Below are 14,117 nucleotides of genomic sequence, written 5' to 3' on the forward strand. Positions count from 1 at the left end.
TCTCCTTCGTGATCTAGACAATCCGAAGGATCTGCGGTGGCTGCCTCCTTTGTCCCGGAAGTCCGGTTCATACACCACTTCCGTGGACGTGACCCCGATGCCATCAACTCAACGCATGCCATCAACTCAACCGATGCCGTCAGCTCAACGCGTGCCATCAACTCAACGCGTGCCATCAACTCAACGCGTACCGTCAACTCAACCGATGCCGTCAAGTCAACGCATGCCATTAAGTCGACGTATGCCGTCAAGTCAACGCGTGCCGTCAAGTCAACGCATGCCATCAAGTCGACGCGCGCCGTCTCGACGCGCGCCGTGCACCCGCTCCGCGCTCTGGGCCGGGTTGAGGTTGAGGTCGGGAGTTCAACCAATTGGGCCGATTTCGACAACCGGATGATCGTGAACCGGCTGCACCAGAAGTGCCTGACCACCGGCGGCGGCAAGGGCGACCGGATCACCCAGGCGGTCTGCGACCCGAACGACAAGCGGCAACTGTGGGACTTCGACGGCGAGCACGAGGACCAGCGATTCGTCAACGCGGCCACCAAGCGTTGCCTGACCGTCGCCGGCCGGGTCGACAGCCAGCCCGTCCGCGACCGGGCATGCGGCCTGTCCGGCGTCTCCAACCACTGGACCTGGGTCTGGACCTCAGACGACGAGGCCTACGAGTTGCAGCCCATCGACATTCGCACCTACTGCCTGGACGCGAACTCCAGCAACACCATCCAGCTGCGCAAATGCGGCGAACCCGACAAGAACCTAAACCAGCAGTGGATCTTCCACAGCCCGTCGTGGGGCCTACGTCGATCCGCCGCAGCGACGGCTAGCCGTCGCTGAGCCATCGAATCCCGCCCCCATGACCTGGCTGAGCTACGGCTGGTGCGGCACCCACCCTTCGCCGGGTCCCGCGCCCCCGATCTTGGCCGGTTCGACACCACTTCAGAAGCTTCTTCAAGGCTTTCGCTGCATCCGAGCTCAATCCCTCTGCCGGGCGATGACTTCGCGCCCGGCCTGCGGACTGTCGCACCGGTCACGCAGGCAACCGGGCCCTGGGAAGAAATGCCATGCTTGCAGTGGTTTCAGCCCCCGGCCAGCCGCTCGCCGGCCGCATAGATCTTGCACGGTTCTCCGCCTTCGCAGCGATCTTGCAACGGTTCTTCACGTCTGAGCATGGTTTGTCGTGCAAGGTCTACTGCGCCGCGGAGACCTTGCAGCCTTCTTCCCGTCGGGACATGGAGAAAGCTGCAAGATCGGCGCGAGGGTGAAGAATCGTGCAAGATCCGCGGCTATCGAGCGGCGAGCCACGGGCGACGAACCGGAGCGCCAAGCCGGAGCACCAAGCCGAGACGCCGAGCCGGGGGAAGCGTCACGGACCCCAAGCCGAGAAAAGCGCCACAGACCCCGAGCCGAGGGAAGCGTCGCGGGCGAGGAGATGTCGTCCGCCTGAGGGCTGTCCTTCTCAAGCTGAGGCGGCTTCGCAGAGGTCTCTTTCGGGTGGTCGATCGCTCAAGAACGGTTGGCGCGGCGGGCGCGGATGTGGTCGAGCAGGTAGGTGTTCATCTCGCGGATGGCCGACGCGACCCGGTTCATCGTGACCCGGCCGGCTTCCAGGACCGGATCGGACGGGCCGACGTCGTTCTGGTCGCTATTCCCGCTGGTCCCGCCGTTGCCGGCGGGACCACGGCGGGGTCAGCCCTCGAGGGCCGGGTAGTCGGTGTAGCCGCGGTGGTCGCCGCCGAACGCCGCCGCGAAGTCGGGGGTGTTGAACGGGCCCTCGGCGGCCAGGCGGGCCGGCAGGTCCGGGTTGGCCAGGAAGAGCGCGCCGTACGAGACCAGGTCGGTGGTGCCGTCGGCGATCAGGGCGAGCGCGTCCGGGCCGGTCGGCTGCGGGTGGGTGGCCGGGTTCAGGATGAAGGTGCCCGGCCAGGCGGCGCGCAGCGTGCGGGTGAACTCGCGGTCGCCCTCGACCAGGTGCAGGTAGGCGAGGCCGAGCGGGGCGAGCGCGGCGACCAGGGCGGGGTAGACCTCTTCGGCGCCGGTCTCGGTGATGTCGTTGTACGGGTTCGCCGGGGAGAGCCGGATGGCGGTCTTCTCGGCGCCGATGGCGGCGGCGACCGCGGTGGCCACCTCGACGGCGAACCGGATCCGGCCGTCGACCGAGCCGCCCCAGGCGTCGGTGCGCTGGTTGACGTTGTCGGAGAGGAACTGGTGGACCAGGTAGCCGTTGGCGCCGTGGATCTCGACGCCGTCGAAACCGGCCGCGACGGCGTTGCGGGCGGCGGCCGCGAAGTCGGCCACGGTGGCCCGGATCTCGGCGTCGGTGAGTTCCTTGGGCTCGACGAAGTCCTGCATGCCGTCGAAGGTGTGCAGTTGTCCGGCGGCCTTGACGCTGGACGGGGCGACCGGGATCAGGCCGTCCGGCAGCAGGCTCGGGTGGCCGATCCGGCCGCTGTGCATGAGCTGCGCGAAGATCACGCCTCCTTCGGCGTGCACGGCGTCGGTGACCTTGCGCCAGGCTTCGACCTGCTCGTCGGAGTGCAGGCCGGGGGTGTTTGTGTAGCCCTGGCCGACCACGGACGGCTGGGTGCCCTCGGTGATGATCAGGCCGGCCGAGGCGCGCTGGGCGTAGTAGGTCGCCATCAGGTCGGTGGGGGTGTTGCCCGTGCCGTACGCGCGGCTGCGGGTCATCGGCGCCATCGCGATGCGGTTGGCCAGTTTGGTGCCGGCCAGGTCGTACGAGTCGAAGGCGTCAGCCATCACAAAGCCCTTCCGAAAAGGAGAAGTTCGCGGCACGAACCAAAGTAGTTCGCGGCACGAACATACGCAAGGTAGGATGACGCTCATGACAGAGGGCCCGGGATTCGGCAACACCCTGGTGTGCCTGTCCGTGCTGATCCACCGGCGCTATGTCCAGATCTGCGCCGACCATGACCTCACCACCGCCCAGGCTCAGCTGCTGTGCCTGGTCAAGGACCAGCCGCGCGGCATGTCCGAGCTGGGTCATCTGCTCGGCCTGGCCAAACCCGGCATGAGTGGCCTGGTCGACCGCACCGAGCGGCGCGGCCTGGTGCAGCGTGGCACCCCCGAGCACGACCGGCGGGCCTGCACGATCTCCTGCACCGCGCTGGGCAAGGAGATCGGCGACGCGCTCTACGCCGACGTGTCGGCCCGGCTGCCCGACATCGTCGACCACCTGTCCCCCGCCGACCAGCGCCTGTTCCAGGAGCTGGCCGGCATGGTCACCGGCGGGACGGTTTCGGGTCCATGCCGTGGAGACGATCCTCCAGAACAGTGATCAGCGCGGCCCGGCGCTCGCGGGCCTCGCTGCACAGCGCGTCGATCCGGGCCAGGGCGTCGCGCCGCCGGACGACCAGCCCGGAGATCCGCTCGGCGTGCGCGTGCCGGGCGTCGGCCACCACCGTCGACGCGCGCAGCTCGGCGTCGCTGGTCAGGCGGGCTGCCTCGACCGACGCCTTGTAGAGCAGCTCCTCGGCGACCTGCCGGGCCTCGGTCATGTGCACCTCGGCGGTCTGCTCGGCCAGTTCGAGCAGGCGGGGTGCCTCACCGGCCAGCACCGGCGTCTCGGCGCGGGCCTTCTCCAGCTCGATCCGCAGCGACTCGACGCGCTCCAGCACCCGGTCCCGATCACGTTCCAGCCGGATCAGGTGCCCGGCCAGGTCGGAGTGCTGGAGCTGCTCGGCCAGGGCCTGGTTCTCGGTCTCCAGCCGGCGCATCTCCTCGGCCACCTCGGCCAGGAAGGCGTCGACCTGTCCGTCGTGATACCCGCGCGCGCCGTCGGCCGGCTCCGTGAAAACCGTGCTGCCGACCTGCGCTGCGGTAAGAGACATCGCGTACCTGTTACCTTCCCGGGCGGCTCGGACGGCCGGACTGTGCACGTTCCCACAGGCCCCGGGGAACGGGTCCGATCGACGTCAGGAAGTAGACGCGAACGCCCGTTCAATGTCAACACCGCGCTACGGTACGGACGTCCGACAGTAATCGGGCACCCGGATCAGGACAGCCGGAACGAGCTCACCAGGGCCCGCAACTCCTCGGCCGTACGCGCCACCTCGGCGCTCGCCACGTTGGTCTGACTGGTGCCGGCGTTGGAGATCGAGCTGGCCCGGGCCACCTCGGCGATGCTCACCGCGATCCGGCCGCTGCCCGCCGCCACCTCGCTGATGCTGCGGCTCATCTCGGCGGTCGTCGCGGTCTGCTCCTCGACCGCGCTGGCGATGGTCGTCTGATAGTCGTTGATCTTCGCGATGACCTCGCTGATCCGGCTGATCACCTCGACCACGCCACCGGTCTCCTGCTGGATCGCGGTCACCCGGCTGCTGATGTCCTCGGTCGCCCGGGCCGTCTCCTGCGCCAGGTCCTTGACCTCGCTGGCCACCACGGCGAAGCCCTTGCCCATCTCACCGGCGCGGGCCGCCTCGATGGTGGCGTTCAGCGCCAGCAGGTTGGTCTGCTCGGCGATCTGCGTGATCAGGTTGACCACGTTGCCGATCTCCTCGGACGACGCGCCGAGCTGCTCGATCTGCTTGGTGGCGAGCGCCGCCTCGGACACCGCCTCACCGGCGATCTGCACGGCCCGGTTGGTGTTCTCCGAGATCTCCCGGATCGAGACGCCCATCTCCTCACTGCCGGCCGCCACCGTCTGCACGTTGCGGGAGATCTCCTCCGCCTCGGAGGACGCCGCCGACGTCTGCTGGTCGGTCTGGTCGGCCGCGCCGGCGATCTCCTGACTGGTGGCGGCCAGCTCGGTGGCGGCGCCGGCGAGTGTGCCCGCGTTCTCGGCGATCCGCTGCATCGTCGTGCTGATGCTCTCCACCGCGGCGTCCAGCTCGGCGGCCATCACCCCGAGCTCGTCCTTGGCCGCGATCCCGGTCCGCTGGGTCAGGTCGCCGTGCGCGAGCGAGCCGACCACCGAGGCGACCCGGCGGACCGGGCCGAGGATCGAGCGGACCAGCGGCACCGACAGCGCCACCAGCAGAACCAGGCCGATACCGGCGACGGCGAGCATCCACCACATGGCCGCCGACTTGGTCGCCTCCATCTCGGCCTGCCGCTCGAGGATCTGGGCGTCCAGGGTCTCGTGGATCGCCCCGATCGCGTCGTCGACCACCCCGTTCTGCTCGGCGATCGAGTCGTACTCCTCGGCGGTGACGCTCTTCGGGTCCTGCACCGCGGCCTTCACGAAGTCGACGACGAAGACGTTGAACGCCTCGACCTTGCTGCCCAGCGCGTCGATCGCGTCGCTGATCGCGCCGATCTCCTGCTCGCTCGCCGCGGCCAGGGCCTCCTGCGCCGACACCACGTCGTCGTCGGCGTCCCCGATCACGTCGTCGCCGTGCGTCGACCGGTAGGCGTCCACCTTCAGCTCGGCCTCCCGGGTGTCCAGGTGGTTGAGCGCCGCCTTGGTGAGGGTGTAGCTGTTGAGCAGGGCCTGCTTGGCGCTCAGCTGATTCTGCGACCAGAGCCCGATGGCGGTCAGGGAGCCGGCGACGAGCACACCGGTCACCACGATCGACGACAGTCGCTGGGTGACGCTGAGGTCAGCTAGACGAGGCATGGGGACACTTCCCGGGCAGGTGGAATCGGGCGGGTGGAATACGGCCTTCACCACACGCTTCGGCCCGAACGTGCCGCGACTGAGGCAATCAGCTGGAAGCGGACCGCAACAGGGGCGGATGCAACAGGGTGGCCGGGCCGCGGCGGAAGAGCTGGGCCGGGCGGCCCCGGTCGCGGATCACGGTGCCCCCGGTGGGCTCGACGAAGCCGTCGGCGCCGGTCACCTTGCGGTGGAAGTTGCGGGGGTCGAGGCGGGTGCGCCACACCGTCTCGTAGACGGCACGCAGCTCGGCGACGGTGAACTCGGGCGGGCAGAACGCGGTGGCCAGCGGTGTGTACTCCAGCTTGGCGCGGGCACGCTCGATGCCGTCGGCGAGGATCCGGTCGTGGTCGAAGGCCAGTTCCAGGTCGTCGACCGGCTGCCAGGAGGCGCCGGCCGCGTCGCCGCCGGCCACCGGGGACGGCAGATCGGGCAGCAGCGCCAGATAGGCGACGGTGATCACCCGCCCGCGTGGGTCGCGGCCGGGTGCGCCGTAGGTGGCGAGCTGTTCGAAGTGCCCGGCGCGCGGGTCGAGCCCGGTCTCCTCGTGCAGCTCACGGGCGGCCGCCTCCTCCAGATCCTCGCCGGCCAGCACGAAACCGCCAGGCAAGGCCCATCTACCCAGGTACGGCTCGATGCCCCGCCGGATCAGCAGGGCCTGGAGCGCTCCTTGACGGATGGTCAGGAGCACCAGGTCGACGGTGACCGACACCACGCTTGTCGTCATGTTGACGATAATAGCCCCCTGGCTTTATCGTCATCGTGACGACAAAATGAAGGGACCCCATCATGGCCGACGTGACGCGACGCCTCCACCTGCGGCACCTGCGCGGCGCTCCGACGAGCTGGGTCAGCCACACCCTCAAGGGCCGGGAGAAGCGCTCGGGCACCGGGCTCTCGTTCTGGTACCGGCCGCTGACCGCCGTGCTGTCCGAGGTGCCGGTCGACGACCGGGAGCTGCCGCTGCTGTTCCACGCCCGCACCGAGGACTTCGCCGACGTGACCGTGCAGGCCACCGTCACCTACCGGATCAGCGACCCGGCCGCGGCCGCGGGGCGCCTCGACTTCTCCATCGACCCCTACAAGGGCACCTGGCGCGGCCAGCCCCTCGACCAGGTGGCCACGCTGCTCGCCGAGCTGGCCCAGCAGCCGGCCCTGGACCTGCTGGCCCGGGTGCCCCTGGCCGAGGCGCTGACCACCGGGATCGCCGGGATCCGGCAGTCGGTCGCCGACGCGCTGGCCACCGACCCGCGGCTGACCGAGACCGGCGTGTCGGTGGTCAGCGCCCGGGTGGTCGCCATCCGCCCGGAGCCCGACCTGGAGCGAGCCCTCCAGACCCCGACCCGTGAGCAGGTGCAGCAGGACGCCGACCGGGCGACCTATGCCCGCCGGGCCCACGCCGTCGAGCAGGAGCGGCAGATCGCCGAGACCGAGCTCCAGTCCAAGATCGAGCTGGCCCGCCGGCAGCAGGAGCTGGTGGAGCAGCACGGCGCCAACACCCGGCGTGAGGCCGAACTGGACGCCGAGACCCAGCTGGTCACGGCGAAGGCGGAGGCCGGCCGCAAGGAGGTGGCGAGCATCGCGGCCGCCGAGCGGGCCAAGCGGATCGCGGCCAGCGAGGCCGAGGGCACCCGGGTCCGCGACGAGGCCCGCGCGGCCGGCGCCCGGATCGTCGGCCTGGCCGAGGCGGAGGCCGAAGCCGCGCGCCTGGCCGCCTACCAGGACCTGCCGCCGGCCGTGCTGCAGGCGCTGGCGCTCAAGGAGCTGGCCGGCCAGCTGCCGTCGATCAACGAGCTCACCGTCACCCCGGACGTGCTCACCAAGCTGGTCGGACGGCTCGGGCAATGAGCACCCTCACCCCGCGGATCGTGATCGTGTCGCGGCGCAGCGAGCTCGACGAGCTGCTCGCCCGGCACGGCACGCTCGGCGCCGCGGCGTACTTCCTGCGCCAGCGGGGCCGCGACCTGGCCGAGGTGACGGCCCGGCACGAGGCGCTGAAGGCCGCGCTCACCGAGGTGGGCGCGGCCGTCCCGGCCGACTGGCGGCGCGGTCACGTGGAGCGGGGCGACCTGCCGCGGTTCCTGTTCGCGCCGGAGGACGTGATCGTGGCGGTCGGCCAGGACGGCCTGGTGGCGAACGTGGCGAAGTATCTGGACGGCCAGCCGGTGATCGGCGTCGACCCGGAGCCCGGCCGCAACCCGGGCGTGCTGGCCCGGCACCGGGCCGGCGGAGTCGCGGCCCGGCTGCGCGACCCGGCCGGGGGCAGCCAGGAGCGGACCATGGTGGTGGCCCGGCTGGACGACGGGCAGGAGCTGTACGGCCTGAACGAGGTCTACATCGGTCACGCCGGCCACCAGTCGGCCCGTTACGTGCTCACCACCCCGGAGGGCGTCCGGGAGCGGCAGTCGTCGTCCGGCCTGATCATCGGCACCGGCACCGGGGCGACCGGCTGGTGCGCGTCGATCGCCCGGGAGCGGTCCGCCACTCCCCCGCTGCCGGCCCCGGACGATCCGGCGCTGTGCTGGTTCGTTAGGGAGGCGTGGCCGTCCCCGGCGACCGGCGTCACCCAGACGTCCGGGCTGCTCAGCGGTGGCGCCGAGCTGGAGCTGACGAGCGAGTCGGAGCGGCTGGTGGTGTTCGCCGACGGCCTGGAGTCGGACGCCCTGGAACTGTCGTGGGGGCAGCGGATCCGGATCGGTGTCGCGGCGAAGAAGCTGCGGCTCGGCTGAACCCTCTCACAATCACGCCAACAGGGCCTCGCGCATGGTCCGGCCGGGGTTGAAGCCGCCGACGATCCGGTTGGCGGCCGGGTCCCACACGTCGACCGTGTTGTTGCGGCGCATCTGCTCGCGGATGCCGGACGGCAGCGGGGGCGCGTCGGACATCGCGGCCCGCAGCTCCCGGGCCGCCACGATCATGGCCTCGGCCAGGTTGGCGGTGTCGGCGTCGGGCACCACCCGGCCGTACTCCCAGGAGGCGGTGACCAGGTCGAGGATCTCCAGGATGTGCGCCAGGACCGGCCGCGGGTCGGTGATCTTGACGAGGCGGGCGGCCCGGAACACGGTGGCGTTCACGGCGGCCGCGACATGCACGTACGGATGAAGCGCGAAACCCGGACCACCGGCCAGCGGTGACCGCAGCCGCGGCCCGGCGCTCTGCCAGGCCCATCGGTAGTCCCGGCGATCCACCTGGAAGCCCTGGCCCGCGGTGGCCGCGAAGGCGGCGTCGGCGAACTCACGCAGCACGATCACCGCCACCAGGATCCCGTCGTCGCCGTCGAGCAGCGTGACCGCCTCGTCGACCTGGTCGGTGAACCGTCCCGGCACGTGCGGGCCGAACCGTTGCAGCAGCTCACGGTAGATCTCCTGCTGACGAGCAGGGTCCTGCCCGGTCTGCTGCCTACCCGACCCGAACCGGAACCACCGCATGTCGCCTCGTCTCAGCCGCCGAAAAGATCGCGCCACATGGTAGTTCGTCACCGGTGTTCACATTTAACCGGCGGGGGCGGGTTGACAGTTCACAATCGAGGCACGCTAATGGGAAACACTGTTTCGGAGAGCGTTACGACCGACCTACTGGGGGTCCCGTGTCTCTGTCCCTTCGCCATGCCCTCGCCGCGCTCGTGATGTCCGCGAGTGTCCTGTTCGCCACCGGCTCGACCGCGCACGCCGCCACCGCCGCCGAGGTGGACGGCGAGATCGCGGTGCCCTGCTGGATCTACACCTACAAGCCCGACGCCGACTGGTACTTCCCGGCCACCACCAGCCCGAAGGCTCTCGTCTACCTCCAGCACGGCTTCTCCCGCGCCAACGACAACGTCGCCGACCTGGCCCGGAAGTATCAGGCCGCCGGCTATCTGGTCTTCGCGCCGACGCTGCCGTCCGCCGACATCTACGGCTGCACGGTCAACAACCTGGGCAACAACACCGTCTTCCTGAACAGCGTGGCCGCCTGGATCGGCACCGCCACCACCTCGTCCGGCGCGCTCGCCACCAGCTACGCCTCGGCCGCGGCCAAGGCCGGCCGGTCCGGCAGCACCCTGCCCACGAGCTACGTGCTGGCCGGGCACTCGGCCGGCGGCGAGGCGGTCACCTACATCGCCAACCGGCTGCGCACCACCTATCCGGCCGCGTTCGCGAACCTGAAACACCTGCAACTGCTCGACCCGGTCAAGTCGATCTTCGGCAGCAACATGGCGACCGGGCTCACCGGGCTGGCCGGCACCTCGCTGCCGATCCTGACCATCTCGTCGCCGCCCTACCTGGCCAACAGCGACGCCAGCGGCACGGTGGCGCTCACCGACCTGATCGACCGGGACTTCCTCGGCGTCCGGCTCACCACCGGCTCGCACTGCGACGCCGAGGGGGCCAGCACCAACGCGCTGTGCACGCTGACCGCCGGGACCTCCCAGGCGGCCAACGTGACGGCGTTGCAGACCCTCGCGGTGAACTGGGCGCTCGGCACCGACCCGTCCTACCGCCCGGGCGGCGCCTACTACCAGAGCCTGCTGTCCGCGGGCGTGATCGAGACGCTCAGCGGCAACTGAGCGCGGTCCGGCGCCGCTCTCCACGGGAGCGCGGCGCCGGACCGATCACACCAGCTGCGTCGACACGTCACCGTGGGCGGCCCGCACCCACCCCTTGGCTGAAACGCGCAGGTGGAGCGTACGCATCAAAGATGCCCTGTCCTCCGGAGACAGTGACCGGACCGCGGCGTGTTCGGCAATGCGCGCCAGCGCGGAGGCGTCGTCCAGATCCTCCGGCCGTGGCGGCAGACCCGCCTGCCGCGCCCGGCGCAGCCCGGCCTGCATGCCGAGCACCGCGATCGGCGCCACCCCGAGCTCGTGCTCCAGATACTCCAGGTCGGCCGGGTCGGCGACCTTGTTGCCGACGATCGCGACCGTCTCCAGGACCCCGGCCGCGCCGGCCAGCTCACGGTAGCGGCGAGCCACCGACACCGACTCCGGAGTCGGCTCGGCCACCACCACGATCGTGTCGAACTGGGCGTGCAGCGAGTTCGCGAACGCGTCGGTCCCGGCCACCATGTCGCAGACCACCCAGCCGTCGTCGGCCGGGTCCACGTGCGACAGCAGGTTCTCCAGGATCGCCAGGTGCCCGTGGTAGCAGCCGGAACCGATGTCGCGGGTCTCGTAGGTGCCGACATGCATGACGTGCGTGCGCTCGTCGAGGGCGGTCGCGTGCCCGGCCAGCACCGGGTCGCCCGCGTCCAGCGTGACCAGCCGCGAACCCGGGCCCGGCGGTGTGGTCGCCACGAAGTGCTCGACCCCGTCGATCCGGGTGTTGCTCCCGATCAGGTGCGTGCGCACCCGCCGGACGTTGTCCGGATGCGACAGCGCGGCGCCGGCGTGCGCGGTCACCCCGAGCAGCGGCGCGAGATGCACGTTGACATCGGCGTCGACGGCCAGGACCCGATGCCCGGCCGCCCGCAGGTGCTGCACGAACAGCGCCGCGAGCGTGCTCTTCCCACTGCCACCCTTGCCAGTGAAAGCGATTTTCATTTGCAAGAAGATAGCACCATTCGGTACGGGACACGCCGAGCACCCGGGCCACACCGCGACGCGATCGGCCGGTCCCGGCCGACAGCGCGACCGCCGGGCGTATCCGGTGACCGGTCAGCCGCCGCGCAACGCCGCCAGGTGAGCGGCCGTCGAACGGGTAGCCGGATGCTCGTCCCCGAGCACCCGGCGATGCACCGCCAGCACGTCCGCCACCATCCGCGCCGCCCGATCCGGGTCGCCCGCGGACGCGTACATGCCGGCCATGTTGACGATCGACGCCAGCGTGTCCGGATGCTCGCCACCCAGCACCTCACGCTGCCTCGCCAGAACCAGCTCGCTGAGCGGCACCGCCCGGTCGGTGTCACCCGCCTGCCAGTACGCCATCACCAGCGTGGCCGCCGTCCGCAGCGTGCCCGGATGGCGCTCGCCGAGCACCCGCCGCCGGTCCACGGTCAACTGCTCCAGCATCGGCACGGCCCGCTGCAGGTCACCGGCCACCTGCAGGGCCGTCCCGAGACTCTGCCGGGTGCTCAGGGTGTGCGGATGGTCGTCGCCCAGCACCCGCCGGCGGGCCGCCAGCACCTGCTCGAACATCGGGATCGCCCGTTCGTGGTCGCCGGCCGCGTGGTACGCGAACGCCAGATTGTTGAGCGAGTTCAGCGTCTGCGGATGGTCCTCCCCGAGCACCCGCCGCCGGGCCGCCAGCACCTGCTCGTAGACCGGCCAGGCCCGGTCGGGGTGACCGGCCCGGCGCAGCGCGACCGCCAGATTGCTCATCGTCATCAGCGTCTGCGGATGGTCGTCGCCGAGGGCGCGCCGCTGGTCGGCGAGGGTCTGTTCGAGCAGCGGCAGGGCCCGCTGAACGTCACCGGCCTCCACCTGGTTGGTGGCGATGTTGTTCGCCGCGAGGAGCGCCGAGGCATCCTCCGGCCCGAGGGAGCGCCGCCGCCGGCGCAGCACCTTCGCGTACAGCCTCTCCGCCCGGCGCAGGTCACCGGCCGCCTTGTACGCGCCGGCCAGATTGGTCGTCGCCCGCAGCGTGTCCGGATGGTTGCGGCCGCAGGCCCGGCGGGTGCCCGTGAGCACCCGCTCGAACAGCGGCACTGCCCGGCCCAGGTCACCGGCGGCCAGGTAGGCCGACGCCACGTTGCCGAAAGAGCCCAGGGTGAGCGGGTCCTTCGCGCCGTACAGTGCCTCGAAATCAGCCGCGGTCCGCTCGTGGTAACGCGTGGCGAGCGCGACGTCGCCCTGCCCCTGGACGAAGTTGCCGGCATGGCCGCGCAGCAGAGCGACGAACCCCCGCGTGTCGTCGTCGGCGTCCTCCGGCGGGCGCCGCCCGGTGAGCGCGTCGACGTGCGGCAGCAGGGTCCGCCAGACCGGCCAGGCCGACGGGACCACATCACCCTCCTCCGGGACGGCCTCGATCAGGGCCTCCGTCGCGGCCGCGTACGCCGCGGTGATGTCCGCCGCCTGCCGATGCGGGTCGGCCGGATCGGGAGTGCGCGACACCGCCTGCACCAGCCGGTGCACCGTCACCGCGTCCCCGGACAGGGCGACCATGCTGTATGCCGCCAGCCGCCCGGTCGCCCGGACCACCTCCGGCTCACTGCCCAGCTCGCCGAGCCAGGCACGGGACGCCGCCTCCGGGCCCAGCCACGCCAGCACCCGCAGAATCCGGCCAGGCAACGGCTCACCGGCCAGAGCGTCCAGGGTGACCCGCCAGACCCGGGCGATCGTCCGCTCGGCGGCCCGACCCTCCTCCCCGTCCCGATAGACCTCGGCCGGGTACTCCGCCAGCAGCCGCAGATAATGCCCGGCATCCACCCCGGTCTGCGCCATGTACGCCCCGGCCTGCTCCACCGCCAGCGGCAGGTGCCCCAGCTCGGCGCAGATCAGTGCCGCGTGGGCCGGATCGATGCGGCCACCCAGGACGCCGGTCAGCATGGCGACCGCCTTCTCCGGCGGGAGGACGTCCAGCCGCAGCGCGGTCGTGCCGGCCCAGCCGGTCGACCGGCGGCTGGTCACCACGATCCGGCCCGCGGGCAGCCGGGCGACGAGCGCCGTCACATCCTCCGGATCGGTCACGTTGTCCAGGATCAGCAACCAGTCGCGATGGGCGGCCAGCCAGCGGATCGCCCTCTCCCGCAGCGTGGCCGACGGCAGCACCTCGGCCGCGGCGGGCTGCAACGCCACCGCGAGCGCGACGAGACCGGCGTCCAGAGCGGCCGGGCTGTCCGCGGTGATCCACCAGATCGGGGTGTACGCGTCACGGCAGCCATCCGCCCAATGCGCGACCAGGGCGCTCTTGCCGATGCCGCCGAGCCCGTGCACTGCCTGGACGACGACCCGCCCGGATTCGCCGAGCGCCTGGTCGAGCCGGCGCAGCTCCGGTTCCCGGCCGACGAACAGCCCGGGGCGCAGCGGCAGGTGGACCAGGCCGGGCGGCGGGTCCAGCCGCTCCGGATCACCGAGGTCAGGCAGATTCTCCACCCGGTACTGCACGTTCACCGCGTTGTCCCCGGTCGACACGATCCCGGTCACGTCGCCGTGGATGATCGCCGCCCGGTCCGGCCGTTCCTCCGGCTGCCGTCGCCCCGGCCATGCGCTCATCGGTGCTGGATGTTGGTCGTGCCGTCACCTGTCGAGACGATCCCGTCGACGCCGCCGTCCACCGTCACCGACCGGGCCGCCGGACCGTGGCCCTCCGGGGCCGGCGGCTGCGGGGCGGCTCCGCCCTCCGGGGCCGGCCGTTCCGGGGCGGCTCCGCCCTGCACGGCCGCCGGGCCGGCGCCGGCCGACGGCCACGTCACGATCATGACCGCCACCGCGACGACCAGTGAGGCGACACCCGCGATCCAGCTGACGGCCTCGACGCCCCGCAGCCCGAACAGGACCGCCGCCGTGATCAGCGCGGCCACCGCGACCGCTCCCGTGCCGATGATGACCCATCGCCGAGTCCGCATCGCTCCATCATGAACCCGCCGC

Annotated in this window: 13 protein-coding genes; 5 read left to right on the forward strand and 8 right to left on the reverse strand. The window is 71.2% G+C overall.

Annotated elements, in window-relative coordinates; all coding sequences use genetic code 11:
- The first annotated feature begins 36 nt into the window (after positions 1–36).
- On the forward strand, positions 37–837 hold the full coding sequence (locus tag AB0E94_RS24730) for an RICIN domain-containing protein (RefSeq protein ID WP_360329906.1): 801 nt from the start codon (positions 37–39) through the stop codon (positions 835–837).
- Positions 838–1,689: 852 nt separating this feature from the next.
- On the opposite strand, the gene AB0E94_RS24735 is transcribed toward AB0E94_RS24730, so the two are convergent.
- Positions 1,690–2,757 carry an alkene reductase gene (locus AB0E94_RS24735; protein ID WP_360329909.1) on the reverse strand — a complete coding sequence of 356 codons (1,068 nt, stop codon included), beginning with the start codon at positions 2,755–2,757 and terminating at the stop codon, positions 1,690–1,692.
- An 85-nt stretch (positions 2,758–2,842) separates the two neighbouring features.
- Between AB0E94_RS24735 and AB0E94_RS24740 the strand changes: the two genes are divergently transcribed.
- Positions 2,843–3,295 (forward strand): MarR family winged helix-turn-helix transcriptional regulator, encoded by a 453-nt coding sequence (locus AB0E94_RS24740; protein WP_360329912.1) that lies wholly within the window; start codon positions 2,843–2,845, stop codon positions 3,293–3,295.
- On the opposite strand, the gene AB0E94_RS24745 is transcribed toward AB0E94_RS24740, so the two are convergent.
- From AB0E94_RS24745 to AB0E94_RS24755, 3 genes are all read right to left on the reverse strand, one after another.
- A complete protein-coding gene (locus AB0E94_RS24745) occupies positions 3,240–3,848 on the reverse strand; it encodes a DivIVA domain-containing protein (RefSeq protein ID WP_360329915.1) in 609 nt (202 codons plus the stop codon). The two genes, AB0E94_RS24740 and AB0E94_RS24745, sit on opposite strands and share 56 nt — an antisense overlap.
- A gap of 164 nt (positions 3,849–4,012) precedes the next feature.
- A complete protein-coding gene (locus AB0E94_RS24750; protein ID WP_360329918.1) occupies positions 4,013–5,575 on the reverse strand; it encodes a methyl-accepting chemotaxis protein in 1,563 nt (520 codons plus the stop codon).
- An 88-nt stretch (positions 5,576–5,663) separates the two neighbouring features.
- Entirely contained in the window at positions 5,664–6,341 is a 678-nt protein-coding gene (locus AB0E94_RS24755; RefSeq protein WP_360329921.1) for an NUDIX domain-containing protein, read from the reverse strand.
- A 62-nt stretch (positions 6,342–6,403) separates the two neighbouring features.
- Here AB0E94_RS24755 and AB0E94_RS24760 point away from each other — a divergent pair, with 62 nt between their 5' ends.
- Positions 6,404–7,462 (forward strand): SPFH domain-containing protein, encoded by a 1,059-nt coding sequence (locus AB0E94_RS24760; RefSeq protein WP_360329924.1) that lies wholly within the window; start codon positions 6,404–6,406, stop codon positions 7,460–7,462.
- On the forward strand, positions 7,459–8,343 hold the full coding sequence (locus AB0E94_RS24765; RefSeq protein ID WP_360329927.1) for a hypothetical protein: 885 nt from the start codon (positions 7,459–7,461) through the stop codon (positions 8,341–8,343). Before AB0E94_RS24760 ends, AB0E94_RS24765 begins: the two co-directional genes overlap by 4 nt.
- Before the next feature lie 12 nt (positions 8,344–8,355).
- On the opposite strand, the gene AB0E94_RS24770 is transcribed toward AB0E94_RS24765, so the two are convergent.
- Positions 8,356–9,042 carry a hypothetical protein gene (locus AB0E94_RS24770; protein ID WP_360329930.1) on the reverse strand — a complete coding sequence of 229 codons (687 nt, stop codon included), beginning with the start codon at positions 9,040–9,042 and terminating at the stop codon, positions 8,356–8,358.
- Between the two features lie 158 nt (positions 9,043–9,200).
- Here AB0E94_RS24770 and AB0E94_RS24775 point away from each other — a divergent pair, with 158 nt between their 5' ends.
- Positions 9,201–10,160 carry an alpha/beta hydrolase gene (locus tag AB0E94_RS24775; RefSeq protein ID WP_360329933.1) on the forward strand — a complete coding sequence of 320 codons (960 nt, stop codon included), beginning with the start codon at positions 9,201–9,203 and terminating at the stop codon, positions 10,158–10,160.
- Between the two features lie 45 nt (positions 10,161–10,205).
- On the opposite strand, the gene AB0E94_RS24780 is transcribed toward AB0E94_RS24775, so the two are convergent.
- The 3 genes from AB0E94_RS24780 to AB0E94_RS24790 form a co-directional block, all read right to left on the reverse strand.
- Positions 10,206–11,132, reverse strand: a complete 927-nt coding sequence (locus AB0E94_RS24780) for an ATP-binding protein (RefSeq protein ID WP_360329936.1) — start codon at positions 11,130–11,132, stop codon at positions 10,206–10,208.
- Positions 11,133–11,246: 114 nt separating this feature from the next.
- Positions 11,247–13,742, reverse strand: a complete 2,496-nt coding sequence (locus AB0E94_RS24785) for a tetratricopeptide repeat protein (RefSeq protein ID WP_360329939.1) — start codon at positions 13,740–13,742, stop codon at positions 11,247–11,249.
- Positions 13,739–14,095 carry a hypothetical protein gene (locus AB0E94_RS24790; RefSeq protein WP_360329942.1) on the reverse strand — a complete coding sequence of 119 codons (357 nt, stop codon included), beginning with the start codon at positions 14,093–14,095 and terminating at the stop codon, positions 13,739–13,741. The genes AB0E94_RS24785 and AB0E94_RS24790 overlap by 4 nt, the downstream gene beginning before the upstream one ends.
- Between the last annotated feature and the right edge of the window lie 22 nt (positions 14,096–14,117).

This window comes from Actinoplanes sp. NPDC026670 (assembly GCF_040638175.1).
In the GTDB taxonomy this organism is placed as follows: domain Bacteria; phylum Actinomycetota; class Actinomycetes; order Mycobacteriales; family Micromonosporaceae; genus Actinoplanes.